The organism is Parapedobacter sp. 2B3, from assembly GCF_041925275.1.
Taxonomy (GTDB): domain Bacteria; phylum Bacteroidota; class Bacteroidia; order Sphingobacteriales; family Sphingobacteriaceae; genus Parapedobacter; species Parapedobacter pyrenivorans_A.
The window spans coordinates 76,103-98,859 of the sequence record NZ_JBHEUZ010000008.1; the positions used below are offsets into that span (position 1 = coordinate 76,103).

The window sequence follows — 22,757 nt, forward strand, 5'->3', positions numbered from 1 at the left end:
CGTGGATATGGAATTAATCAGGCGGTACGTCCGCGGGGAGCTCACCCCCCGCGAAATGTACGCGTTGGAACGGCAGGCGCAGACCGACCCGATGTTGATGGATATCATCCTTGGCATGGAGCAGGAGGCGCCGCACGTGCACAGCGATAATCTTGCCGATATCCGCAAGCGCATAGCCGAACGTGCCGCCCAGCCGCGGACATCCTCACGCCGCCTCGCCCCCGCCCAGCGGTGGGCCATAGCGGCGTCCGTCTTGGCCGTATTGACGGTAGGTACGTGGTGGTTCACACGTGAAAACACCCTTCCGGAGCGTGAATCCGTGGCAGCCTCATCGAAGGAAATACGGCAAGAAGCCGCCCCGGAAATAGCACCATCGACCGAACCGGGGCCTTCCCCGGCGGAAAGGGAAGCCAGCGCTGCACCGCAACAATTGCGCACCGCACCCTCCACAGCGGCGGCGTCACGGGAACAAGAGGATTCTGTAGTCGTGGTTGGCTACGGTACCCAAAGGAAATCGGCAGTCGTTGGGGCGGTGACCCGTTTAGCTGCCAAGGAAAACGACACTCCTTTCATCGTTGGAGACCAAGCCCTTGCCAGTCGGACGGACGGCATCCGTATCCGTGGCATCGGCATACCCCGCCACGCGGTGCACCCGCAACCTATCATCGGGAAGGTGGTGGATGAGACGACGCATGAACCGTTGGCGGGTGTTACCATCCAGGTTACCGATGAGCACACCGTGGCCACAGATAAACTGGGTCGCTTCATGGCATTAGACACTTCACAGACACTTACAGCCCGGTACATCGGTTACGAAACACAAACCGTCCGGATAGACGGCCGTGATAGCGTGACCATCGCCCTGCGGCCCAATGAGACCGGGCTGAGCGAGGTCGTTGTAGTAGGATACGGCCAACGCCGGCGGCGGACCGAAGCGGAGAACGTAGAGCACACCGAAAGCAAGCCCATACCCAAAGACGGCTGGGATGCATATCGGCGATACCTAAAGGATGCCATGAAACTGGCTCAGGGCCAGGAGGGAACGGTCCACTTGGTATTCACCGTCGACGATGAAGGGCGCCCGACCGCAATCAAGGTAACCGAGACGACCAACAATAAACTCAACGCTTTTGCAACCCTGGTCGTACGGGATGGACCACGTTGGCTACCGGGAGCAAACGGCGAACGTACGGCTACGCTGCAACTAACCTTCTGAGCAGACAAGATAGGCCGTCAACCTACGCCCTTTTGTCCACTGCCAGCAGAAATACCGTTGCTACAATCAGTAAAGCACCGAGCCAGTCTACCGTTTGAAACGGAACACCCATCCAAAGCACCGCAATCAGCGTTGCCGACAAAGGTTCTGCCGAGGTAAGCAGGCTGGCTTTTTGCCCACCAATGATTTGCACCGCGCGCAAGTACATATAAAATGGGATCAGCGTTCCGAACACCACAACGAACAGCACGTTCACACGGGTATAAACATCCCACACGCCATCCGCATGCCAAGGGGGCTTCACAAATGAAATCGCCACCCCACCGATAAACAGCCCCCAACCGATCACACTGACTGCACTGTATTTGCGGAGTAATTTCCCCGGCATAAGGGTATATAACGCCAAACTAACGGCAGAGGCTATACCCAGTGCCAGTGCTAAAGGCGATATCGCCAAGGTATCCAATCGGCCATGTGTTACCAGGAGAAACGCACCCAATATCCCAGACAGGACGGCCAGGTAACCGAAAAGATTGAGCCGTTTGCCATACCGCGCAGCCAGGTAGATGGCAATCATCACGGGCGCCGAAAATTGCAGAATAGTGGCCGTGGCCGCATTGGAATGTTTGATGGCCGCGAAATAGGTATATTGCACGGTCAGCATGCCCGCAATACCGAATACAAGCAACCGCAGGCGATCGCCCCTTTCGTGCCAAATACTCCACACATGGCTGTCTTTTTGAACGATACCCAAAAGTAGCAGCAGTGAGCCAGCACCGAGCATCCGCACGGCCATTAACCATTCGACGCCCACAGCGCGCTGCTGGAACAGAAATTGACCGGCCGTACCGGAGACACCCCATAACGTGGCGGCAAACAACGCCATGGCCACCCCTTTCGCATGCGTATTCATTACGGCAAAAGTAGGCCGAAAATTCCACATTCCTGTGTGTTGCGGATCTACCCCGACTTTTCAGGGGAGCGCAAATGCCACATAGCTATCCCCCCCGTGCGTACCGAGCTTCGTGCCGCCGCATGCTATGACGACATATTGCTTTCCGGCTATCGAATAGGTTGCCGGCGTGGCAAAGCCCGCTGCGGGCAGTTCGTATTGCCATAACAAGCGGCCCGTTTTTCGGTCGAACGCCCTGAACATATTATCCCGGGTAGCAGCGATGAACAAAAGCCCACCCGCCGTCACTACGGGCCCCCCATAGTTTTCGGTCCCTGTTACCGGGATGCCGCGCGCGGTCAGTTCCCTATGCTCACCCAGCGGTATCTGCCACATATGTTGCCCGGCATTCAAGTCAATCGCCGTGAGTGTGCCCCACGGCGGCGAAATTGCGGGGTAGCCGGCCCTATCCAGAAACTTGTTGTAGCCATCAAACGTATAAGGTACTACCTCGCGTACATCTTCCCCTTGAGCAGATATGACTTCGGTCTTCTCTTCACCGAAAAGATAGCCGATGATGGCCTGTTGCTCCCGTTCGCTGATCTGCGTAAATCCGGGCATCATCCCTTTGCCGGCGGCAATAATGGTTGCGATTTCCGTCCGCGACATTTTTTCCTTCAGTCCCCGTAGCGCCGGATACCCACTTGTGGGGCTACCCGAAAAATCAGCTTGGTGGCAGGTAGCACAGTGGACAGTATATAGCTGTTGGCCGGTTATCACCCCGGAGGACTTGGAAGGCGTCTGCGGACTGAGGCTAAATAGCCAGGCCATTTCGTTGGAATTGACATACATGATGCCGTCCGTATCGACGGCGGCACCCCCCCACTCCGCACCACCGTCGGCCCCCGGGAAAAGGATGGTCTGGTCCAGGTCTAACGGGTGATACAGCCCCTTATTGGCGTTGTCATATATCCGGAGAAGGGAATCGCGTCCCTCCGCGAAGGTATTGATGTCCGCTCGATCCAGCACTTGCCTCGCGAAAGGCTTCGGCAAACGCGGTATTGGCTGGGTAGGCCACGTCTTCTCGCCGGGTAAGGTGGAGGCCGGCACCGGCACTTCATCGATCGGGAAAATGGGAGTACCCTCGTCGCGGTCGAACACGAACACATGCCCCGACTTGGTAACCTGGGCAACGGCATCAATCTGTTTGCCGTCTACCGTGAGCGTTACTAGATTAGGTGGCGCGGGCAGGTCGCGGTCCCAGATGTCGTGATGCACCAGTTGGTAATGCCAAATATATTCGCCTGTCTCCGCCCGTAGGGCCAACAGGGAGTTGGCAAACAGGTTCTGTCCTTTCCGATTGCCCCCGTAGAAGTCGAAAGCAGCCGAGCCGGTGGGGACATATACGATACCCCTTTTCTCATCCAGGGCCATCCCTGCCCAATTGTTCGCCCCGCCTATTACAGGGTTCTCATATGCGTCACTGGGCCAAGTGTCGAAGCCCCGCTCACCCGGCCCCGGTATCGTTCTGAACACCCATTCCAACGCACCGGTGATGACGTTGAATGCCTGGATAAACCCGGGGGCGGCATCCACGCCTTCACTCACCCGGATGGGCATGATAATCAAATCATTGAATATCGTGCCGGGCGTCGTGGAAACCACAAACTTATCTGCGGCGGCCGTGCCCAATCCCGACCGTAGGCTTACGCGCCCGTTATCGCCGAAGGCAGGTATAGGCGTGCCCGACTCAGGGTCGACCGCATACAACCATGACTGGAACGCGAACATGAGCTGTTTCCGATCACCTTTCCGCCAATATGCGACGCCACGGTTCACATTACTCGGGCCGGTCCGCTCCGGGGCAAACTGCCACAGTTCCTCACCCGTGGCGGCATCCAAAGCAAAGAGGTAATTGGACGCCGTGACACCATACAACCGTCCATCTATAATCAACGGATTGCATTGCACTTGCCCGGTATCGCCCGTGTGGTAGGTCCAGGCTACTCGCAGGGACTGCACGTTGGTAGTGTCAATCTGCGACAATGCCGAGAAATGGTTACGCCCGTGATCGCCCAAGTACGTGGGCCAGCTCGCATCGCGGGTATGCCCCGATCCGCACCCCGCTAACACCCCCAGTATAAACCCGAAGGCAAAAGCTACGATTGCACGCTGTATGTGGACTGGACTTCCCACTGCTAGCGGCTAGACTTCATTGCCTTCACTTTCTTGACCATTGGGTCGGTCGAAAACCGCAGGTATTCCTCCGTTTCCATACCATAAAGTGCTACTTTCCCTTTGCTATCGCTGTGGATACCGAACCCGTAGGTTTTCGTGAGTGGCGACGCGCGGAGGCACGCCTGTCCCTTTGAAAAAAACTGCGCCCTGGCCGACCGATATTCCGCCTCGGCCAACGCGTTTCGGTCGGCGTACACCTGAAATAAAACGTCGTCGGACGTGTATTGGTACGGGTGGCCAGCAATCAGATCATATTGCATTTCAGCAACGGTCCTTTGGGCCTTACCCGGCGGTTTCGTTCCGGCAGTTGCTTTCGTATCTTCCGCCACTTCTATAAACGTGTCGAAGTAATTTGAGGTATGTGTTTTCATACATGGCTGATTTTGCTACACACCCGGATGCAGCCATGGCGCCCGGTACGGCCTTTTCAGTAGTGCGGTCGCCTCGGGGTCGTCGATGCATATCTTTTGTTGCGGATCATAAGTAAGGGGCCTGTCTAACCGCATGGATAGATTGGCGAGTATGCAACTGGCTGATGAGATGTGCCCTTCTTCCACGTCGGCCACGGGCAGGTGGTCATTTTCAATGGCCGACAGCAGGTTCAGCATATGCCGCCGTGTGGCCGGGGCCACATGCAGCTCGATCCGGGGTTCGCCCACGTCTTCCGGGAAGGCTTCTCTTTCATACACCACTTCTTTCGTTATGCGCTCGCCTTTACCGACAGGGATAAACTCATATTTCATCACGCTGCCTTTCAGCGTACCCTTATCGCCATAAATGATAAATGCCCAAGGATACTCCGGATCGGTCGGGGTCCCCCACGTACGGTGCTGCCATACGCAGTTAAGCTCCTCGTATTCGAAAACAGCGGTCTGCGTATCGGCAATGGTAGATTTACCCCCTTTCTGCACATAGATACCGCCGGTGGCACTCACCCGCTTCGGCCAGCCGAGTTGCAACAACCAGCGTACGGTATCAAACATATGCACGCACATATCGCCCGTAATGCCATTTCCATATTCCATAAAGGTACGCCACCAGCTTCCATGCGGCAGTCCGTCGTAGGGACGTAGCGGAGCGGGACCCGTCCACATATCATAATCGAGAAAATCGGGAACCGGTTCCTCGGGTGGATTTCCATCACGCCGCATGTGGTAATAGCAACACATCTCCACGTGCGATACGTTTCCGAGCAACCCCTGGTCGATTATCCGCTCCTTGGCATCCATGAGGTGGGGAGTACTTCGCCGTTGTGTGCCTATCTGCACCTTTCTGTTGTATTTCCGCGCTGCGCTGCGTATCGCTTCACCCTCCAGCACATCCACACTAACGGGCTTTTGCAGGTAGAGGTGGGCACCCGCCGCCATGGCATCAATGGCCTGCCGCGCATGCCAATGGTCCGGCGTACCGATGAGGACAAGGTCGAACGCGTGGTCCGCCAGCATTTGCCGGTAGTCGGTATACAGCACGGGTACTTTACCCGACGCCTGCCGCTCACTGATCAATTTCCCAGCTTCTTCCAAGTGGTTATTATCCACATCGCAAACGGCGATCACCTCGACATCGCGCACTTGGATAAGCCTGAAAAGGTCGCTTTTTCCGTACCAACCCGCCCCTATCAGGCCTACGCGTTTCACGCGGGGCGGGTATTCGGCGGCTAGGCCCCTTCCTTGCCAAGCGGAAAATGTCAACGCCGCTCCGGCACCTTGTATGAATGTCCTTCGGTTCAGCTGAAAACCTGCCATCTTTTCATTGGTTTATCGTGTTCTACTTGGTAACTAAAAAAACGAAGATAATCTTTTTCTTAAAAAAATCCCCGGCCCACTTATCGAAAAATGGGGCGGGGATTTAATCATCTTCCCGGGAAAAGATGTCGCCCCCATGGGATTGGGGACTATCAACCTAAACCTAGGACCAATATAGGTATTTTATTGGCACCATCCAAAAATTTTATTGAGAAAAATCTCATCCGTTAGTCCAGCACCGCCAGACTTGCCTCGATAATACCGATGCATTCATCCAGCTCCTTTTTGGTAATGACCAATGGCGGCGCGAAACGTATCTTGTCGCCATGAGTCGGTTTGGCCAGCAACCCATTGTCTTTAAGCACCAGGCAAAGACCCCAGGCAGCTTCCGGGTTGGCATGGCCAATCACGACGGCGTTCAGTAGGCCCTTGCCCCGTACTTCTTTGATGCACGGATGGCCCAACGCCCATAACCGACCGCGGAAATAGTCACCCAACTCGGCGGCACGCTCCGCCAGTCTTTCTTCCTTTATTACCTCCAGCGACGCGATGGCCACTTTGCAGGCCAGCGGATTGCCGCCGTAGGTAGATCCATGCTCACCGGGTTTGATGCACAGCATAACGTCGTCATCGGCCAACACCGCTGAGATGGGCATCGTACCCCCGCTCAACGCCTTGCCCAAGATAAGGATGTCAGGCCGAACCCCTTCATGATCGCACGCCAGCATCTTGCCCGTACGGGCCAGGCCGGTCTGTATCTCATCGCCTATGAAGAGTACACGGGCCCGCCGGCACAAGGCATAGGCCTTTGCCAGGTACCCATCTTCCGGCACATACACACCCGCTTCGCCTTGGATGGGCTCCACGAGAAAACCAGCCACGTCGGGGTCCGCCAACACCGCCTCCAACGCTGCCAGGTCGTTGTAAGGAATCACCTCATAGCCCGGCATGAACGGCCCGAAACCGTCGCGCGAGGAAGCATCGGTACTGAAAGACACCACATTGAGTGTCCGGCCATGGAAATTGCCCGCCACCGTAACGATCTTAGCGCGGTTGGCCGCGATGCCCTTTTTGTCATACCCCCAACGGCGCGCCAGTTTGAGCGCAGTCTCTACCGCCTCTACGCCGCTGTTCATCGGCAATACCCTGTCATAACCGAAACACGCGGTGATGTACCGGGCGTATTCGCCCAGCAGATCGCTATGGAACGCACGCGAGGTGAGCGTGAGCTTTTGCGCCTGCGCTACCAGCGCCCCCACAATCTTGGGGTGGCAGTGCCCTTGGTTCACGGCCGAATATCCCGACAGGAAGTCGTAATAACGTTTGCCGTCAACGTCCCAGAGATACACGCCCTCGCCGCGCTCCAACACAACGGGCAGGGGATGGTAATTGTGGGCACTGTATTGCAATTCTTTCTCAATGAACGCGCTTGCTTTTGATGATAAAGTGGTTGCTGTTAGTGACATGTGCCAAAGTTAACACACTTTTGCCTAATTGCCGCATGCCATGGATGGCAAACGCAGCGACCGCCATCAGCCGCATAACGTCATCCGATTGTCGTTTTTCGGCCCGCCCCATCCATCTTCCGTTTACATGCGTTACTTTTGCTGACAGTGTTAGTTTTTTATCACACTGTTAGAAATGGGAATATCAGAACGCAAACAGCGCCAACTCGAAGAAGTACGGGCCACCATCCTCAAACAATCGTGGCAGATTGTCGAAGAGGAAGGATGGGAGGCGCTTTCCATCCGCAAAATAGCAGATGCCATCGAATACAGCACACCGGTGGTCTATAAGCACTTCGAAAGCAAAGATGCCATATTGGAAGCATTCTCGCGCGAAGGCTATGACCGGCTTGCAAACCAACTGGCAACTGCCAAAGCATCCCAGGCATCCCCCGATAAGCAATTGGAAGCTATATCGGCAGCGTATTGGCGATTCGCGCAAGAACACCCCAAGCATTACCAGATCATGTACGGCTTGGGTATCCCCACCTGCCAGATGGTCCGCGACATACCCGAAATCAGGCAAGTGAGCGACCTGCTGCATACGGCAATTGATGAAGCCATCAAATCGGGCAAAAACCCGGATGTGGATGGCCACCTGAAAGCAAAGACGTTTTGGTCTATCCTGCATGGCCTCGTGGCCATGACGATGATTTCAGCGCCAGGCGGACCGGAAATGGCACGCCGCACCCTCGACGATGCTGTGCAGGGATTCATCAAGGCACTCCTCAATTAACATCCGAATTACCCCCAATCGCAATTCATTCATTTATCATTTAAACAATACGTATATATGCAATTATTGGAAGCATTGAACTGGCGTTATGCCACCAAAAAGATGAACGGGCAACCCGTTCCGCAAGAGAAAGTAGACCAGATACTGGAGGCCGCACAACTGGCACCGACATCGTCCGGTCTGCAACCTTTCAAGATCATCGTAATCACCAATCCCGGATTGAAATCGAAAATCCAGCCCATCGCAATGAACCAAAGTCAGGTAGTCGACGGGTCGCACCTGCTGGTATTTGCCGCGTGGGACAACTATACGGCCGAGCGTATCGAGGAAGTATTTACCCATACCGCCGCTGAACGGGGGGTACCCGCCAGTACGTTCGACGATTATTGCAACCGGCTCAAAGGCATGTACCTAAGCCGCAGCGCTGAGCGCAATTTCGAGCATGCAGCCCGGCAGGCCTACCTCTCGTTTGGGCTGGCTATCGCCGCAGCGGCAGAACTCCAGGTAGATGCCACACCAATGGAAGGGTTTGACAATGCCGCACTTGACGAGTTGTTGGAGCTACCTCAGCAGGGGTTGAAAAGCGTGACACTCCTGCCATTGGGCTACCGCGATACCGAAAACGACTGGTTGGTCAACCAGAAAAAGGTGCGCACGCCCAAATCTGTATTCTTATCGCAGATTGCGTGACAGCGGGGCTGACTGACTTTTCACATACGGCACGGAAAAACAAATAACGGCTTATAACTGTACTATAAAAAAATAACATGGCAACTCAACGCACACTGGGAACATCCGATTTACGGGTTTCGCCTATTGCCTTCGGCGGCAACGTGTTCGGATGGACACTCGACCAACAGCAATCTTTCCGGATGCTGGACGCTTTCGTAGCCGCTGGTTTCAACTTTATCGATACGGCCGACACTTACTCCACTTGGGTGCCGGGCAACCAAGGGGGTGAGTCCGAAACCATCATTGGCCGATGGCTTAAGCTGCGCGGAAGGCGCGACGACGTGGTCATCGCCACCAAGCTGGGCGGCGACATGGGCGATGGGAAAAAGGGCCTCGGCGCCCGGTATATTCCCCAAGCGGTCGATGCTTCGCTGAAGCGGCTGGGCACCGATTACATCGACCTGTACCAAAGCCATTACGACGACCCCGAAACGCCCGTGGAAGAGACCATGGAAGCGTTTAACGCCTTGATCGAAAGCGGTAAAGTACGCCACATCGGGGCTTCCAACCTACCGGCCGGCCGCATTGTGCAGTCCAACCGCTATGCGGCGGAAAACGGCCTACAGGGCTACATCAGCCTCCAGCCGCTTTACAACCTCTACGATCGGCAAAAATTCGAAACCGAATACTTGCCCACCGTCGAGGCAGAAGGTTTGGCTGTCATCACGTATTACGCGTTGGCCAGTGGATTTTTAAGCGGGAAATACCGCGGCGAGGCCGATTTCGGCAAAAGCCCCCGTGGCGGGGGGATGAAGAAATACCTCGATGAACGTGGCTTCCGTATCCTGAAAGCCCTCGACCGTGTTTCGGCCGAGACAGGTGCCCCCGCAGCGCAGCTGGCGCTCGCGTGGCAACTGCATAAGCCGGCGGTCACGGCACCAATTGCCAGCGCCACCACCGACAAACAACTCCAAGACCTTGCTGCCGCTGCCAGCTTACCGCTGACCCGCGAACAGCTGGCCCTATTGGACAAAGCAAGTGCTTATTGATCTTTTAATTTAGCTGTATATCCTATATGAAGATAGAAATTTGGTCAGATATCATGTGCCCATTTTGCTACATCGGCAAAAAGCACCTTGAAACAGCCCTCAAGCAATTCAGCGACGCCGAGGCCATTGAGGTGGTATGGAAAAGCTACCAACTGGATCCGCACATCCCGCGCAATCCCGAATATAAAAACACCTACCAGTATTTGGCGGAAAGCAAGGGTATGAGTTACGACGAGGCAAAGCAAATGACGGCTGGGGTAGCACAGGCGGCGGCAAGAGCGGGCTTAACGCTGGATTTCGAACGGGCCGTGGTGGCCAATTCGTTCGATGCACACCGACTGGTGCACCTATCCCAGACCCATGGGCTGGCCGACAGGGTGAAAGATAGCCTGTTCCGCGCACATTTCGCCGAGGGCAAAGACATCAACAACCGCGAGGTATTGGCTGCCATCGGTACGGCCGCAGGGTTGGCAGAAAATGAGGTAACCGCCTTACTGGACGGCGACCGGTATGGCGACGAGGTGGCCCACGATATCCGTGAGGCGCGCGAAATCGGGGTACGGGGTGTCCCATTCTTTGTATTCAATCGCAAATACGCCGTTTCCGGAGCCCAACCGCCCGATGTGTTTTCACAAACGCTGGAAAAGTCGTTCGCCGAATGGCGTGCCGACAACCCGAAGGTCACCCTTACCGTAACCGAAGGGCCTACCTGTGGTCCCGACGGGCGTTGTGAGTGATTTTTTTAATGCCAAGGTGATAAAAGGCACCAAATCTGTGGGATAAATCCGCAGATTTAAAAACAAATTTTTACCTTTGGTTGTATTTAAGCTGTAAATCAAAATCTTTAATCCACTATGGCAAGTACCAACAGAAGGAAATTTTTAAAGACGACCGTGGGTTTTTCGGCAGCCGCAGTTGCGACGACCGCCCTGGGCGTCAATCCGCTGAACGCATTGGTCGGTTGCACATCGTCCAATTCATCCGGTGACGCCTCGGGGTCGGGTGAAGCGCTCGAATTTTCACAGGATCCGCTGGGGTATGAATATAATGCATTGGAACCCTACATCGACGCGCGGACCATGGAAATCCATTACACCAAGCACCATACGGGATACATCAGCAAGGTGAACGACGCACTGAAAGCGGATGGGGTAGCCTATTCGACGGCGGAAGAACTGTTCGCCAACGTCTCGAAGCTTTCCGATGGTATCCGCAACAACGGCGGCGGTGCATGGAACCATACGTTTTTCTGGAAATCCATGCGGGCACCGGTAGACGACAATGCGCCAACAGGCGAACTGCTTGAAGCCATCAACGGCGCATTCGGATCGTTCGACAAATTCAAGGAAGAATTTGCGGCGGCAGGTGCCACCCGATTCGGGTCGGGCTGGGCGTGGCTGGTGAGCGACAATGGCACACTGAAAATCGGCTCTACCCCCAACCAGGACAATCCGTTGATGGACGATGCCGAGCTCAAAGGCACGCCCCTACTGGGCATCGACGTGTGGGAACATGCGTATTACCTCCATTACCAAAACAAGCGTGGCGACTACATCAGCAATTGGTGGAACGTGGTCAACTGGGATTTTGTAGCGGAGCAGTTGAACGGTTAGTGTTTTCACCATAACAGCAAAAGGTCCGATGGCTATCCCAAGCACATCGGACCTTTTGTTTATTCTTCCAGCCTATGCTTCCAATGTTTTCTTCAATGCTTCCAACTGGCTACCCACCAGCTTCTCCAGCGGCTTCTGTGCCAGCATCTTCATCATCATATTGAGGTCAGCTTCAATGATCAGTTGGGCGGTGGTCGTGTTGTCGCCTGCCGGCATCACGCTCCATCGGAGGGTTACGTCGAAAGGTGCCTTTTCTGCGGGCACGAATACGACCTCGCTGTTTTCCGTGCGGCGTTCCACCTTCAGCGCCAGCTTCGCCATGTTCTGGATGGTAAACCGCGCCTCATCGCGCGTTGACGACCAATTGTAGATACTATCCGGCATCAACTGTTCGTGGTTATTGCAGTCGGCCAGGAACGTGTACACGTCGGCAATGGGCCTATTGATTGAAATTTGATTCTGGATAACCGTCATCGGTGTGTGTCGCCGTTATTTATTCTCCATTCGGCGACCAGTTCGCTGGGTCCACACGCCACGCTTCCAATAACTCGATGTCGCTGCCAAGGATATAGTTATGCCTCGCCGCCACATCAAGCAACACTTGGTAATCGCAAAGGCTGATGGTACGGCATTTGGCTTCGGCAAAATTCGCCTCCGCCTCGGCAAAGCCGTAGGTAAATATCGAAACCAACCCTACCACGTTGCAATCGGCTTCGCGTAGTGCCTTCACTGCCTTCAGGCTGCTCTTGCCCGTAGAAATCAAATCTTCGATAACCACAGCACGCTGGCCGCTCACCACCTCCCCTTCGATCTGGTTTTGCCGGCCGTGGTCTTTGGAACTGCTGCGCACATAAGTAAACGGCAAACCAAGGTCCTGTGCCACCAACACCCCCTGGGGGATGCCAGCCGTGGCAACACCGGAAATCATCTCGACGGCACCAAACTCCTCCTGGATTAGCTCCGAAAGCTTTTGGCGTATGTACGTACGGATGGGTGGATGAGATAAAGCTACACGGTTATCGCAATAAATCGGCGATTTCCAACCCGACGCCCATGTAAACGGATTTTTGGGTTGTAATTTAATTGCTTTAATTTGCAACAATGATTCGGCAACTTTTTTTGCAACCTCATTCATATCATTCATGGCGCAAATCTATAAAATTTATATGAACCAATCTGCCCTTGTTTTGGCAGATTTCTCTCCTGAAAACCCGTCCGATGTTCAATCAATTGACCATCAACACCTTGACATAGAAAAACTTTTCAAACAGTCCAAAGCAAATAAATCGGCGATCACCTATTTTGTCCAGCTAGAAAATCCGCGCGACTATTTTGACCTCATCAAAAGAAAAACCAAGGTCATCAAGGCCGCGGGTGGGCTAGTGAAAAACGGGGCTGGCGACTACCTCTTCATCTACCGACTCGGGAAGTGGGACCTCCCCAAGGGCAAAGTGGATGCCGGAGAATCGATGAAAAAGGCAGCGGTACGCGAAGTGGAGGAAGAATGTGGCGTAAAGGTCGATTACCTCGGACAAAAAATCATAACTTCATACCATACCTATCAGATGAAGGGTGAGTTGGTACTTAAGAAAACCAACTGGTATGAGATGGGGGTCAATAAAGTGCCTAAACTTAAACCGCAGCATGAAGAAGACATCACGGAAGCTGTATGGTTATCGAAAGCGAAATTCAATAAGGTACGGAAAAACACCTACCCTTCCGTTGAAGCGGTTTTGGATACGGTAGTCGGTAGTCATAAGTCGGTAGTCACAAGTCGTTCCGACTTAAAAAAACTTACGACTTAAGAAGACTTACGACTTAAGAAGACCTACGACTTAACGCTTCCGTCACCGCCTCAGGCACCAGCTGGCTTACGTTGCCGTTGTTTACAATGATTTCACGTACGATGGTGGAAGAAATATGCGACAATCCACTACTGCTGACCAAAAAAACGGATTCGACCTCCGGAGCCAATGCCACATTATTCAATGCAATGGCTTTTTCAAATTCGAAATCGGCGGCGTTGCGCATGCCACGGAGGATGAATCGCGCACCGACTTCTTTGCAGAAGTCAACCGTCAAACCATTAAATTGAACCGCTTCCACAGCACCGTGATAGGGGGCAAATACAGATTGTATGATGGCCAATCGCTCCCCAGGGCTAAAAAAACCCTTCTTGGTGGTATTGGTACCGATAGCTACATAGATTTTATCGAAAAGTGCCTTGCCACGCTCCACGATGTCTACATGTGCATTCGTAATGGGGTCGAAAGAACCGGGGAATACAGCTATTTTCATGCGCTATCCTTTTCGTCAAACTTAGATAAAGTTGCTTTAACAAGCAATTATAATTGCGATAAATAAAAAAGCAACTTTATTCGCCTAGACATCTGCTTTTCAGGCGCTCATGAGGGCTTACGCCGTTATCGATCTCTCCTCTGCCGCTGAGAGACTACTTTTATAGAGGAAAAGTAGCACATTATAACCTTAATGGCAAATCATCGGGCAACCAGCCGCGCCACGAACATACTGTCGGCCTTGTGGCGGTACCCGTGCAGTACGGTCGACTGTTTCACGTCGAGCCCGAACGCATCCTGTAAGTAGGCCACCACCCCTTCGTTCTCTTCGGCAAATACCGAGCAGGTGATGTAAACGAGCGGTTTGCCCGGTTTCAGGTGCTTTATTACCTGCGCTGCCAGTTGTCGTTGCAATGCCGCAAAGCGGTTGATCGACTGGCGGTCGAATGCCGCGAGCATTTCCGGGGTCCGGCCCCACGTGCCCGAACCCGTGCAGGGAGCGTCGAGGATGATGCCATCAAACTGGGTATTGCCAAGTACGCCAGCCGGATCGTTGGTGAGGTCGATAACCTTCTGCCGATACCCCTTGATGCCCGCCAACTCAAAACGCTCATCCAAGTTACGTAGTATGCTACGCCGCGTATCAGATACCAGCAGGTCTACCCCCGGCCATTGGTCCAACAGCAAAAGCGACTTGCCCCCGGCTCCGGCGCAGGCATCCCACCAGCGCTCGCCGTCGGCAGCTTGAAAATAGGTACCGGTCTGCTGTGAAGAGTAATCCTGCACCTCATATTTGCCGGCAATGCCGGCAATGCCCGTCAGGGCCGTCCCGTTGGGCAAGGCTACCGTATACCGATCGACCGGCCGGTAGTCGATTTGCGCACCCTCTAGCGCCGCCATCACAGCCTCGCGATAACGCGGCCGCAACCGGATATACAGGTCGGGTTGTATAAAAAGGCTTTCCACCAACGACCGGCGGTCGATACCGGCAGACAAGTATTGCCCGAAGGGGAACACATCATCTAGGCGAAAAGTGGTATTTGCCTCCAGCAATGCAATTTTTTCCGAAATATCGGCCGACCTATCTACGGGAAGGTGGGGCAGGATAACGGACGCCACCGTACAATCGTCGCTGCACAGGAAATCCGCCATCGCTATCCGCATAGTCGTTTCTTCTTGTTGGGCAGCAGTGCCTATGCGGAAGTACTGGTACACCCATTGGGAAGCGGTGCGGCGGTCCTTGCTCCCCATCTGGCGGTTACGCTTGTAAAACCCGGTAAGGAAACGGGCCAGGGGCACACCCCGCTCGCCTGCGTATTCATGGAGCAGGCGCTCAACCGTCTGGAGTTGTTGCCTCACCCTTTTTTCCGAGACCATAAAAAGGAGGTTTAATTTACCGGCCGGAAACCGCCGCCGCTATATTGCAAAATGGAGATGGCATTGTTCACGTATCCCCAGGCAGGGTTATATTCCCACTTAAAAACATTATGCAGCCCGTCGTAGCCGGTTTCTTCCAAGTGCGACCGGTAATCCGCGCCGTACTTCACCAGCAAACTCCCGAAATAATAAGCGGCGTCATAACCTTTGTACGCAAATTCCGTAGGCGCCAAGCCAAACTCACTCCGATATTGCTGATCGAACCGGCGTACATCGGAGGCACCGTTGTCGATATAATATGACGTGGTAATACGGGTCTTGAATGCAGCCAATCCATCTTCGGCATCGAAGGCTAGCTTGGACCAGTTCGGATGGCCAAACAAACGGATATCGTACGATAATTCTTCCTGCAACCGGCGTAGCTGTTCTAAAATGGGGGATATTTCATACTTATTGGTCGATGCCAATACAAGCAGGTTTTTACCGGCAAGGTGTACCCTACTTTCTAGCCCTGCTTCGTCCTCCACTTCCACTACCTGGATGCTGCCGTTTTTCAGTCGGCCGATTTCCCTTTTGAGAGGTGCCAGCAGTTGCCTGCTCGCCTCGTCGGGTGTCCGGTAGAGGATCACCGCATCGCCCTGCCGGTATTGGTCGGCTATATGGGCTGCCAATGCACGGACGTGCACCGGAAGAGGCGCCGTTAGGGTCACTAAATTAGACAGGTTGAACTCCGACGGCATCGTCGCCGCCAACGGTGATATCTGCAAGGCTTGGTCAAGTTGGGCGTTGAAGCCGAACACCTGAATCTCTTTGGGGTAAACGGGGCCTACCACCAAAGCAGCATCCTGCACTTCGGCCAGTTTGGCAATCCGCGTATTCTCTCCCACATCGTCGCGGGTATCCAATACATTCACCTTGAAATTTGCCCCCTGCGCGGAGAGTGCATCCAGCCCCAGCTTAAAACCTTGGTAGAAATCCAGTGCCAGGGCCGACCGTTTGATATCCGCCGCACTCGGCGCATGCGGATTGGCCTTGTCGAGCTCAAATGGCAGCAGCAGCGCAATCTGATTGACGTCCACCGCTTCCTCTTCGTCCGGCTTCTCCACGGTATCTTCTTTCTTCGTGGGTGTTTCCGTTTCGGAGGGAGCCTTGCTTCCCGGTGCCCGCAACACCCGTACTTTCGGCGTACACGCCGTTAGCAGTAGGAATGCCGATAAGACCCATACGCATTTACTCCCATTCAATGGTAGCAGGAGGTTTCGAACTAATATCATATACAACCCTATTTATCCCCTTTACATGATTGATTATTTCGTTTGATATCTTCGCCAACAGCTCATAAGGCAGGTGCACCCAATCTGCTGTCATCCCATCGAGCGAACCGACGGCACGCAGCGCGACGACATGTTCATAGGTACGCTCGTCGCCCATCACCCCTACCGATTGCACCGGCAGGAAAATCGTTCCCGCCTGCCACACCTGGTCATACCAGCCCGATTCGCGCAGGTTCCGGATGTAGATATCATCAGCTTCTTGCAAAATCCGTACCTTTTCGGCCGTGATTTCGCCCAGTATGCGGATCGCGAGGCCGGGGCCTGGGAACGGATGCCTGCCGAGGATGCTCGGTGCCACGCCCAACGCTTTGCCCACCCGGCGCACTTCATCCTTGAAAAGGGTGTTGAGTGGCTCCACCACTTTCAGTTTCATGAAATCGGGCAGCCCCCCCACGTTGTGGTGCGACTTGATGGTAGCCGAGGGGCCGTTCACCGAAATCGACTCGATCACGTCAGGGTAAATGGTACCCTGTCCCAGCCACTTCACTTCCACCCCGGCGGGCAATGCTGCCTGTACGGCATGTGCTGCATCGTCAAATTCATCGATGAATGCGGCACCGATGATTTTGCGCTTTTGTTCGGGCTCGCTCACACCCGCCAGCTTGCTGTAAAAGCGCTCCTTGGCGTTCACCCCCTTGATGTTAAGCCCGATGTGTTTATAGGATTCCAACACCTGTTCAAACTCATTTTTCCGCAATAGGCCATGGTCTACAAAGATACAATGCAGATTCTTGCCGATGGCCTGGTGCAACAATACCGCAGCCACGGTGGAGTCGACACCACCGGATAGCGCCATGATCACATGGTCGTTGCCCAGCTTTTCTTTCAGTGCCGCCACTGTCGTTTCCGCAAACGCATCGGCCGTCCACGAGGGCGTACACCCGCAGATATCGAGTACGAAATTTTTGAGCAACGTCGTTCCATCGGTACTATGGGTTACTTCCGGGTGGAACTGTATGCCGTATGTTTGCGTACCCTTGACATGGTAGGCCGCTACATTCACCTTATCGGTGCTGGCAATGATATCAAAACCCCCGGGGATCGAAGAAATCGTATCGCCATGCGACATCCACACTTGGGAGTCCACCGGGATATCGGCCAGCAATGGGTTGCTCTGATCGACAAAATGGAGGTTGGCTCGACCATATTCGCGGATGGTAGAGGCCACCACCGCTCCGCCCGAATGCTGTGCGATGTATTGCGCACCGTAACATACACCCAATAACGGAAACCGATTTTGTATCGATTGAAAATCCACCTGTGGCGCATCATCCTGCCGCACAGAGTAAGGGCTCCCCGAAAAGATGACGCCCTTTACCGAGGCATCAAACTCGGGTATATGGGTATAGGGATAGATTTCACAATATACATTCAACTCCCTCACCCGCCGAGCAATTAACTGGGTATATTGAGAGCCGAAATCAAGGATAATGATTTTTTCTGGCATGGGCCAAAGGTACGTATAAGATACGAAATCTCACCCATCTTTTCGTTTCGACCACTCCTCCGCATGTTCGATATCCCACTCGTCTGCATGGAATACCGGGTCTTTGCCTTCCGCCCGTTGTTGACGGTAATCTTTAAGTGCCTTCAATGCCGGTTTCCGTAGCAGTATGATCGCTATCAAGTTTAGCCAAGCCATGAGCCCGACCCCAATATCGCCCATGGTCCACGCCAATTCGGCCGTCTTCACCGTGCCGTAATAGGTGGCAAACAGAATCAGTGCACGAAGCAACCACACGGCCCATCGCTGCTTACCCCGTTTATCGAGGTAGCTAAGGTTGGTCTCGGCCATGTAGTAATACGCCATGATGGTTGTAAACACAAAAAAGAACAGCGCAAGCGCCACAAAGCCAGCGCCAATGCTTGGAAAGTGGTACGCCACCGCATGTTGGGTATATTCCGATCCGATTTGAGCACCAGGAATGTTTTCGACGGCATACCCCCCTTCCGGGTTCTGCACGTTGTATTTACCGGTAAACAGGATCATCAGTGCGGTTGCCGTACATACAAACAGCGTATCCACATACACCGAAAACGCCTGCACCAACCCCTGCTTGGCAGGGTGGCTCACTTCTGCCGCTGCGGCGGCATGGGGTGCGGTACCTTGCCCGGCCTCGTTTGAATAGATGCCCCGCTTCACCCCCCACGATATCGCCATGCCGAGCATTCCGCCAAATGCGGGTTCAAAATCAAAAGCCGCGCGGAAAATAAGCCCGAATACGGCAGGGATATCCCTGTAATTCAGCGCGATGACGATCAGTGCCATTAAAATGTACGCGCCTGCCATGAAGGGTACCACCACTTCGGCTACCTTCGCGATGCGTTTCACCCCGCCGATGATGATGAGGCCGAGCAAAATAACCAGTGCGATACCCGTATACTCAACAGGTACATTGAATGCGTTCTGCACGCTCAAGGCGATGCTGTTGCTTTGCACACCGGGCAGGAAAAGCGCCGTACTCAGTATCGTAGCTATGGCAAAAACCACGGCGTACCACTTTATGCCCAACCCTTTTTCGATATAGAAGGCCGGACCGCCCCGGTACTGGCCATCTTTCACTTCTTTGTAGATCTGCCCGAGCGTGGCTTCCACGTAGGCCGATGCAGACCCAAGAAAGGCGATGAGCCACATCCAAAACACGGCCCCCGGCCCACCCATGGCGATGGCTGTGGCCACCCCGGCGATGTTGCCTGTGCCGATCCGTCCGGAGAGCGCCATGGCAAAAGCCTGGAAGGAAGAAACACCTTTGGTCGACGAGCCACCGCCAAACAGCAGCTTCACCATGTCTTTCAGGTACCTGACCTGCAAAAATCCCGTTGCAAACGAAAAATACACACCTACTCCGATGCATAATACAACCAATGCATTGCTCCACACAACGTCGTTTACGGCTTTAATAAACTGTTCCATAATATCTTACAGCCGAAATGGCTGTTTTTTAACTGTTTCAGCGGTTAGTGAATCATTCAAGGGTCGCAAAATAGGGGAATTTTGCGGCATTCCAGTGTTTTTTTTTCACCAAAACCTGTCAAGGATGGAAATGAGGGTTGGTGCCGCCGGAAAGGGTGCTACCCTGATAAGCAGCACCCGTTAAGGTTAAAAATACAGTTGTTAAAATAGTTGCAGCCCCAGTTTCAGCTGCAGCACGCCCGTGGGCATCTTCCTATCCATCTCCTGCGCCTCATCATAAACCGACTCGCCGCCATTATTCTGGTAATAGGTTACCGGTACATTGAACGTACCGCTCTCGTAGCTTGCTGTGAGCGTCACCTTCCGATAACGTAGGGTGACCCCGACATCGGTCTTTAGGCCGAAATTGACATTTTCGTCGGTATTGAAATAGAGCACTTCCGAATCCGGGTCATATATATCCCCTTTGAAATGGTAAGGTGGCTCAAAAGACAGCAATACCGTAGGCGCCGCTTTGACGAAGATATCTGCATAGAAATCTTCCACTGGGTTGAACGAAACCACCGGCCCCAGCTTTACGCTAGCCGTAACAAAGTCGAAGGGGTCACTCCCCTCATCGGGATGGGGCAACGACTTCCCCATGTTGTAGCCGAACGAAAAGAAGGTGGCGTCTAGGCCTACTTTAAACAAATCATTGATGGGATCTTCGTGGAAAAAGAAATACTTACCCAGTTCCATGGTAGCACCGAGGTCGGCCCCTACGGCACCGTCCTTAGCGATATTTTCATACAACGGCACGCTGGTATCGAGTGCCTTGCCAAACGCCCCCTGCGGGATGTTGACACCCAAACGCACATAGAATTTCCCATAATCGGATTCATTGTGATAGGCTTGGTTTACCGCGGTTACCTGTTGTGCAACCACACCGCCAACAAAACACATCGCGAAAGCACACACCACGGCCTTTTTCAAAGAAGCATTCATTGTCTTCATAAGTCCTTAGATTTAGAAAGAGATTCGTGTTAACATCAATTGACCGACAAGCGGCTTTGCAGATCCGGTATTACGTTTTCATAAGTCCGCAATACCCGGTCCCACTTACGGAATGACTCATCTGCGATCACGCTGGTACCCGGAGGAGCAATTTCCGACACCAGTTTCGCTTTGTATTCCAGCGGGTTGGTATTGCTGGTCCTGATAATCAACCGCGTACGTACCACGGCCGAGTTGAACGATTTGGCCGACCAGGCCGTCGCCATATATCCCGTTGTTTTGTCCATGATGGCAACGACATCGAAAGTTCCCGTCACGATGCGGTTGAGTAGCACCCACGATTCATCCGCGCCGCGGGAGGGCCGGATATCGATGTCCTGGTTGGCCAAGTTGGTAACGAACGAGTTTTCGTAAGCCTCGTCTTTCACCAGTTGGATGTAGTCCGTTTTCGGAATCACATTGACCCCGTTGTTTTCGTAGTTGCGTATTTCGGTAACAAACCCTACTTTTTCAACCCGGATGTTGACGGTTGCATACTTGTCGATTTTGATTTTCGCAGGCGCCGTCACTTGCTTGCCGTCTACGAAAAGGTTGGCCCCGCTTTCGGTACTGATCGTAACGGTACGTTTTTTTGCCTTCTGGGCAAAAGCAGGTGTCGCGATAGCGAAGAACGACAAGCTGAAAATCGCTAATGTAAGAACAGATAGAAGTTTACGTGTTTCCATAATTGGGTGATTGGGTGATTAAGATGAATTACAATCTGTTGATTAAGATGAATTAATATGATATGGCAAACCTAAAATAACGATGCGCCAGGTACAATACCCACTGCTAGGTATTTTTTTTCTGTCCGGACAAAAATATAGGCTGTAAAAAGCAAAAAAAATACCCAGTACTGGGTATTTTCATGCATTTACTTATAGCTTGCTGTTTACGTCCACCGCATTCAGTTCCTCAAACGCTTGGGTAAGCCGCTTCACGAAGGTCTCTTCGCCCTTGCGCAACCACACGCGCGGATCGTAGTATTTTTTGTTGGGCGAATCCGGTCCTTCCGGATTGCCGATCTGGCTTTGCAGATAACCCTCGTTCGTTTGATAGTATCCACGTATACCGTCCCAAAATGCCCATTGCATATCGGTGTCGATGTTCATTTTGATTGCACCGTATGAAATCGCTTCGGCAATCTCTTCCGGGGCCGACCCCGACCCCCCGTGGAAGACGAAATTAACCGGCTTTTCGGCCGACAGACCAAACTTCTCGCGGATGTACTCCTGCGAATTGCGGAGGATAATGGGTTGCAGTTTCACATTGCCCGGCTTATACACGCCGTGCACGTTTCCGAAGGCCGCCGCAACGGTGAATCTGTCGCTCACCTTGTTGAGTTCTTCATACGCATAGGCCACCTCTTCGGGCTGGGTGTACAATTTGGAGCTGTCCACGTCCGAATTATCCACGCCATCCTCTTCCCCACCGGTTACGCCAAGCTCAATCTCTACGGTCATGCCGAGCGGTTTCATCCGTTGGAGGTATTTCTTGGATACCTCGATATTCTCTTCGATGGGCTCCTCGGACAAATCGAGCATGTGGGACGAAAACAACGGCTTGCCATGCTGTTTAAAGAATTGCTCACCGTGATCGAGCATGCCGTCAATCCACGGCAGCAGCTTTTTGGCCGCATGGTCGGTGTGGAGGATCACCGCCACGCCGTAATGCTCGGCCAATAAATGCACGTGGTGGGCCGCAGAAACAGCTCCGAGGATACACGCTTTCAACCCGTCGTTGTTCATTGATTTGCCGGCGTAGAACTGCGCACCGCCGTTAGACAGTTGGATAATCACCGGCGAATTAACCGCTTTTGCTGTTTCCATCACCGCATTTATCGAATCCGTACCGATGATATTCACGGCAGGCAAAGCAAATTTATGTGTCTTGGCGATCTCAAATAATTCCTGTACGGCATCGCCTGTGACAACTCCTTTAAAATCTTTCAAACTCATGGTATTCTCTTTATTATCGTTTGTTTAGGCCCCGAAAGTAGGTATAATTTTTGGAAATCGGTAATCTGTATGTGGTCGGCTTTAATGTAAACGTATGCGCATTTCCCTGCCGCACACGCGCTGTTTGGTTAACAAATGTTAAAAGTACGGCATATAAGCAACCCTGCCATTACCTTTAC

At 53.3% G+C, this 22,757-nt stretch carries 22 protein-coding genes; 7 read left to right on the top strand and 15 right to left on the bottom strand.

All coding sequences use genetic code 11. The features are described from left to right. Positions 1-7: 7 nt before the first annotated feature. On the top strand, positions 8-1,216 hold the full coding sequence (locus tag ACEVG1_RS10685; protein ID WP_374743655.1) for a carboxypeptidase-like regulatory domain-containing protein: 1,209 nt from the start codon (positions 8-10) through the stop codon (positions 1,214-1,216). Positions 1,217-1,238: 22 nt separating this feature from the next. Here the strand turns inward: ACEVG1_RS10685 and ACEVG1_RS10690 are convergent, their stop codons facing one another. The 5 genes from ACEVG1_RS10690 to rocD all read right to left on the bottom strand — a co-directional run bounded on the left by ACEVG1_RS10690 (position 1,239) and on the right by rocD (position 7,557). After that, entirely contained in the window at positions 1,239-2,129 is an 891-nt protein-coding gene (locus tag ACEVG1_RS10690) for a DMT family transporter (protein ID WP_374743656.1), read from the bottom strand. A gap of 60 nt (positions 2,130-2,189) precedes the next feature. After that, positions 2,190-4,304, bottom strand: coding sequence for a PQQ-binding-like beta-propeller repeat protein (locus ACEVG1_RS10695; RefSeq protein ID WP_374743657.1), 2,115 nt, complete (start codon positions 4,302-4,304; stop codon positions 2,190-2,192). A 2-nt stretch (positions 4,305-4,306) separates the two neighbouring features. After that, complete coding sequence (locus ACEVG1_RS10700; protein WP_374743658.1) at positions 4,307-4,717, bottom strand: DUF6157 family protein; 411 nt, start codon at positions 4,715-4,717, stop codon at positions 4,307-4,309. Positions 4,718-4,732: 15 nt separating this feature from the next. Then, the gene (locus tag ACEVG1_RS10705) at positions 4,733-6,091 is read right to left on the bottom strand and encodes a Gfo/Idh/MocA family protein (RefSeq protein WP_374743659.1); all 1,359 of its coding nucleotides are present in this window, start codon (positions 6,089-6,091) and stop codon (positions 4,733-4,735) included. Between the two features lie 227 nt (positions 6,092-6,318). After that, positions 6,319-7,557 (bottom strand): ornithine--oxo-acid transaminase, encoded by a 1,239-nt coding sequence (rocD, locus tag ACEVG1_RS10710; protein ID WP_374743660.1) that lies wholly within the window; start codon positions 7,555-7,557, stop codon positions 6,319-6,321. Positions 7,558-7,732: 175 nt separating this feature from the next. On the opposite strand from rocD, the gene ACEVG1_RS10715 reads away from it, so the two are divergent. From ACEVG1_RS10715 to ACEVG1_RS10735, 5 genes are all read left to right on the top strand, one after another. Then, a complete protein-coding gene (locus ACEVG1_RS10715) occupies positions 7,733-8,332 on the top strand; it encodes a TetR/AcrR family transcriptional regulator (RefSeq protein WP_374743661.1) in 600 nt (199 codons plus the stop codon). Positions 8,333-8,389: 57 nt separating this feature from the next. Continuing rightward, a complete protein-coding gene (locus ACEVG1_RS10720; protein ID WP_374743662.1) occupies positions 8,390-9,022 on the top strand; it encodes an NAD(P)H-dependent oxidoreductase in 633 nt (210 codons plus the stop codon). A gap of 77 nt (positions 9,023-9,099) precedes the next feature. Next, complete coding sequence (locus ACEVG1_RS10725) at positions 9,100-10,053, top strand: aldo/keto reductase (RefSeq protein WP_374743663.1); 954 nt, start codon at positions 9,100-9,102, stop codon at positions 10,051-10,053. A gap of 26 nt (positions 10,054-10,079) precedes the next feature. After that, positions 10,080-10,790 carry a DsbA family oxidoreductase gene (locus ACEVG1_RS10730; protein ID WP_374743664.1) on the top strand — a complete coding sequence of 237 codons (711 nt, stop codon included), beginning with the start codon at positions 10,080-10,082 and terminating at the stop codon, positions 10,788-10,790. Positions 10,791-10,907: 117 nt separating this feature from the next. Then, positions 10,908-11,666 carry a superoxide dismutase gene (locus ACEVG1_RS10735; RefSeq protein WP_374743665.1) on the top strand — a complete coding sequence of 253 codons (759 nt, stop codon included), beginning with the start codon at positions 10,908-10,910 and terminating at the stop codon, positions 11,664-11,666. A gap of 72 nt (positions 11,667-11,738) precedes the next feature. Here the strand turns inward: ACEVG1_RS10735 and ACEVG1_RS10740 are convergent, their stop codons facing one another. Then, positions 11,739-12,140 (bottom strand): SRPBCC family protein, encoded by a 402-nt coding sequence (locus ACEVG1_RS10740; RefSeq protein ID WP_374743666.1) that lies wholly within the window; start codon positions 12,138-12,140, stop codon positions 11,739-11,741. Between the two features lie 19 nt (positions 12,141-12,159). Beyond that, positions 12,160-12,810, bottom strand: coding sequence for an orotate phosphoribosyltransferase (gene pyrE, locus ACEVG1_RS10745; RefSeq protein WP_374743667.1), 651 nt, complete (start codon positions 12,808-12,810; stop codon positions 12,160-12,162). A gap of 22 nt (positions 12,811-12,832) precedes the next feature. Between pyrE and ACEVG1_RS10750 the strand changes: the two genes are divergently transcribed. Next, entirely contained in the window at positions 12,833-13,471 is a 639-nt protein-coding gene (locus ACEVG1_RS10750) for an NUDIX hydrolase (protein WP_374743668.1), read from the top strand. Positions 13,472-13,484: 13 nt separating this feature from the next. Here the strand turns inward: ACEVG1_RS10750 and coaD are convergent, their stop codons facing one another. From coaD to fbaA, 8 genes are all read right to left on the bottom strand, one after another. Then, positions 13,485-13,964 carry a pantetheine-phosphate adenylyltransferase gene (gene coaD, locus ACEVG1_RS10755; protein ID WP_374743669.1) on the bottom strand — a complete coding sequence of 160 codons (480 nt, stop codon included), beginning with the start codon at positions 13,962-13,964 and terminating at the stop codon, positions 13,485-13,487. A gap of 200 nt (positions 13,965-14,164) precedes the next feature. Next, the gene (locus tag ACEVG1_RS10760) at positions 14,165-15,340 is read right to left on the bottom strand and encodes an RsmB/NOP family class I SAM-dependent RNA methyltransferase (RefSeq protein ID WP_374743670.1); all 1,176 of its coding nucleotides are present in this window, start codon (positions 15,338-15,340) and stop codon (positions 14,165-14,167) included. 11 nt (positions 15,341-15,351) lie between these two features. After that, the gene (locus tag ACEVG1_RS10765) at positions 15,352-16,614 is read right to left on the bottom strand and encodes an ABC transporter substrate-binding protein (RefSeq protein ID WP_374743671.1); all 1,263 of its coding nucleotides are present in this window, start codon (positions 16,612-16,614) and stop codon (positions 15,352-15,354) included. Next, a complete protein-coding gene (gene guaA, locus ACEVG1_RS10770; protein ID WP_374743672.1) occupies positions 16,571-18,121 on the bottom strand; it encodes a glutamine-hydrolyzing GMP synthase in 1,551 nt (516 codons plus the stop codon). The genes ACEVG1_RS10765 and guaA overlap by 44 nt, the downstream gene beginning before the upstream one ends. 30 nt (positions 18,122-18,151) lie before the next feature. Continuing rightward, the gene (locus ACEVG1_RS10775; RefSeq protein WP_374743673.1) at positions 18,152-19,588 is read right to left on the bottom strand and encodes an alanine/glycine:cation symporter family protein; all 1,437 of its coding nucleotides are present in this window, start codon (positions 19,586-19,588) and stop codon (positions 18,152-18,154) included. A 201-nt stretch (positions 19,589-19,789) separates the two neighbouring features. Further along, positions 19,790-20,581, bottom strand: a complete 792-nt coding sequence (locus ACEVG1_RS10780) for a hypothetical protein (RefSeq protein WP_374743674.1) — start codon at positions 20,579-20,581, stop codon at positions 19,790-19,792. 35 nt (positions 20,582-20,616) lie between these two features. Then, entirely contained in the window at positions 20,617-21,306 is a 690-nt protein-coding gene (locus ACEVG1_RS10785; protein WP_374743675.1) for a hypothetical protein, read from the bottom strand. Positions 21,307-21,498: 192 nt separating this feature from the next. Next, entirely contained in the window at positions 21,499-22,578 is a 1,080-nt protein-coding gene (gene fbaA, locus ACEVG1_RS10790; protein ID WP_374743676.1) for a class II fructose-bisphosphate aldolase, read from the bottom strand. Between the last annotated feature and the right edge of the window lie 179 nt (positions 22,579-22,757).

Coding starts and splice junctions, on each gene's coding strand:
- ACEVG1_RS10785 (WP_374743675.1), bottom strand. CDS start 21,306: ATGGAAACACGTAAACTTCTATCTGTTCTTACATTAGCGATTTTCAGC.
- ACEVG1_RS10690 (WP_374743656.1), bottom strand. CDS start 2,129: ATGAATACGCATGCGAAAGGGGTGGCCATGGCGTTGTTTGCCGCCACG.
- ACEVG1_RS10760 (WP_374743670.1), bottom strand. CDS start 15,340: ATGGTCTCGGAAAAAAGGGTGAGGCAACAACTCCAGACGGTTGAGCGC.
- ACEVG1_RS10730 (WP_374743664.1), top strand. CDS start 10,080: ATGAAGATAGAAATTTGGTCAGATATCATGTGCCCATTTTGCTACATC.
- guaA (WP_374743672.1), bottom strand. CDS start 18,121: ATGCCAGAAAAAATCATTATCCTTGATTTCGGCTCTCAATATACCCAG.
- coaD (WP_374743669.1), bottom strand. CDS start 13,964: ATGAAAATAGCTGTATTCCCCGGTTCTTTCGACCCCATTACGAATGCA.
- rocD (WP_374743660.1), bottom strand. CDS start 7,557: ATGTCACTAACAGCAACCACTTTATCATCAAAAGCAAGCGCGTTCATT.
- fbaA (WP_374743676.1), bottom strand. CDS start 22,578: ATGAGTTTGAAAGATTTTAAAGGAGTTGTCACAGGCGATGCCGTACAG.
- ACEVG1_RS10685 (WP_374743655.1), top strand. CDS start 8: ATGGAATTAATCAGGCGGTACGTCCGCGGGGAGCTCACCCCCCGCGAA.
- ACEVG1_RS10725 (WP_374743663.1), top strand. CDS start 9,100: ATGGCAACTCAACGCACACTGGGAACATCCGATTTACGGGTTTCGCCT.
- ACEVG1_RS10720 (WP_374743662.1), top strand. CDS start 8,390: ATGCAATTATTGGAAGCATTGAACTGGCGTTATGCCACCAAAAAGATG.
- pyrE (WP_374743667.1), bottom strand. CDS start 12,810: ATGAATGATATGAATGAGGTTGCAAAAAAAGTTGCCGAATCATTGTTG.
- ACEVG1_RS10765 (WP_374743671.1), bottom strand. CDS start 16,614: ATGATATTAGTTCGAAACCTCCTGCTACCATTGAATGGGAGTAAATGC.
- ACEVG1_RS10740 (WP_374743666.1), bottom strand. CDS start 12,140: ATGACGGTTATCCAGAATCAAATTTCAATCAATAGGCCCATTGCCGAC.
- ACEVG1_RS10700 (WP_374743658.1), bottom strand. CDS start 4,717: ATGAAAACACATACCTCAAATTACTTCGACACGTTTATAGAAGTGGCG.
- ACEVG1_RS10705 (WP_374743659.1), bottom strand. CDS start 6,091: ATGGCAGGTTTTCAGCTGAACCGAAGGACATTCATACAAGGTGCCGGA.
- ACEVG1_RS10750 (WP_374743668.1), top strand. CDS start 12,833: ATGAACCAATCTGCCCTTGTTTTGGCAGATTTCTCTCCTGAAAACCCG.
- ACEVG1_RS10780 (WP_374743674.1), bottom strand. CDS start 20,581: ATGAAGACAATGAATGCTTCTTTGAAAAAGGCCGTGGTGTGTGCTTTC.
- ACEVG1_RS10735 (WP_374743665.1), top strand. CDS start 10,908: ATGGCAAGTACCAACAGAAGGAAATTTTTAAAGACGACCGTGGGTTTT.
- ACEVG1_RS10775 (WP_374743673.1), bottom strand. CDS start 19,588: ATGGAACAGTTTATTAAAGCCGTAAACGACGTTGTGTGGAGCAATGCA.
- ACEVG1_RS10715 (WP_374743661.1), top strand. CDS start 7,733: ATGGGAATATCAGAACGCAAACAGCGCCAACTCGAAGAAGTACGGGCC.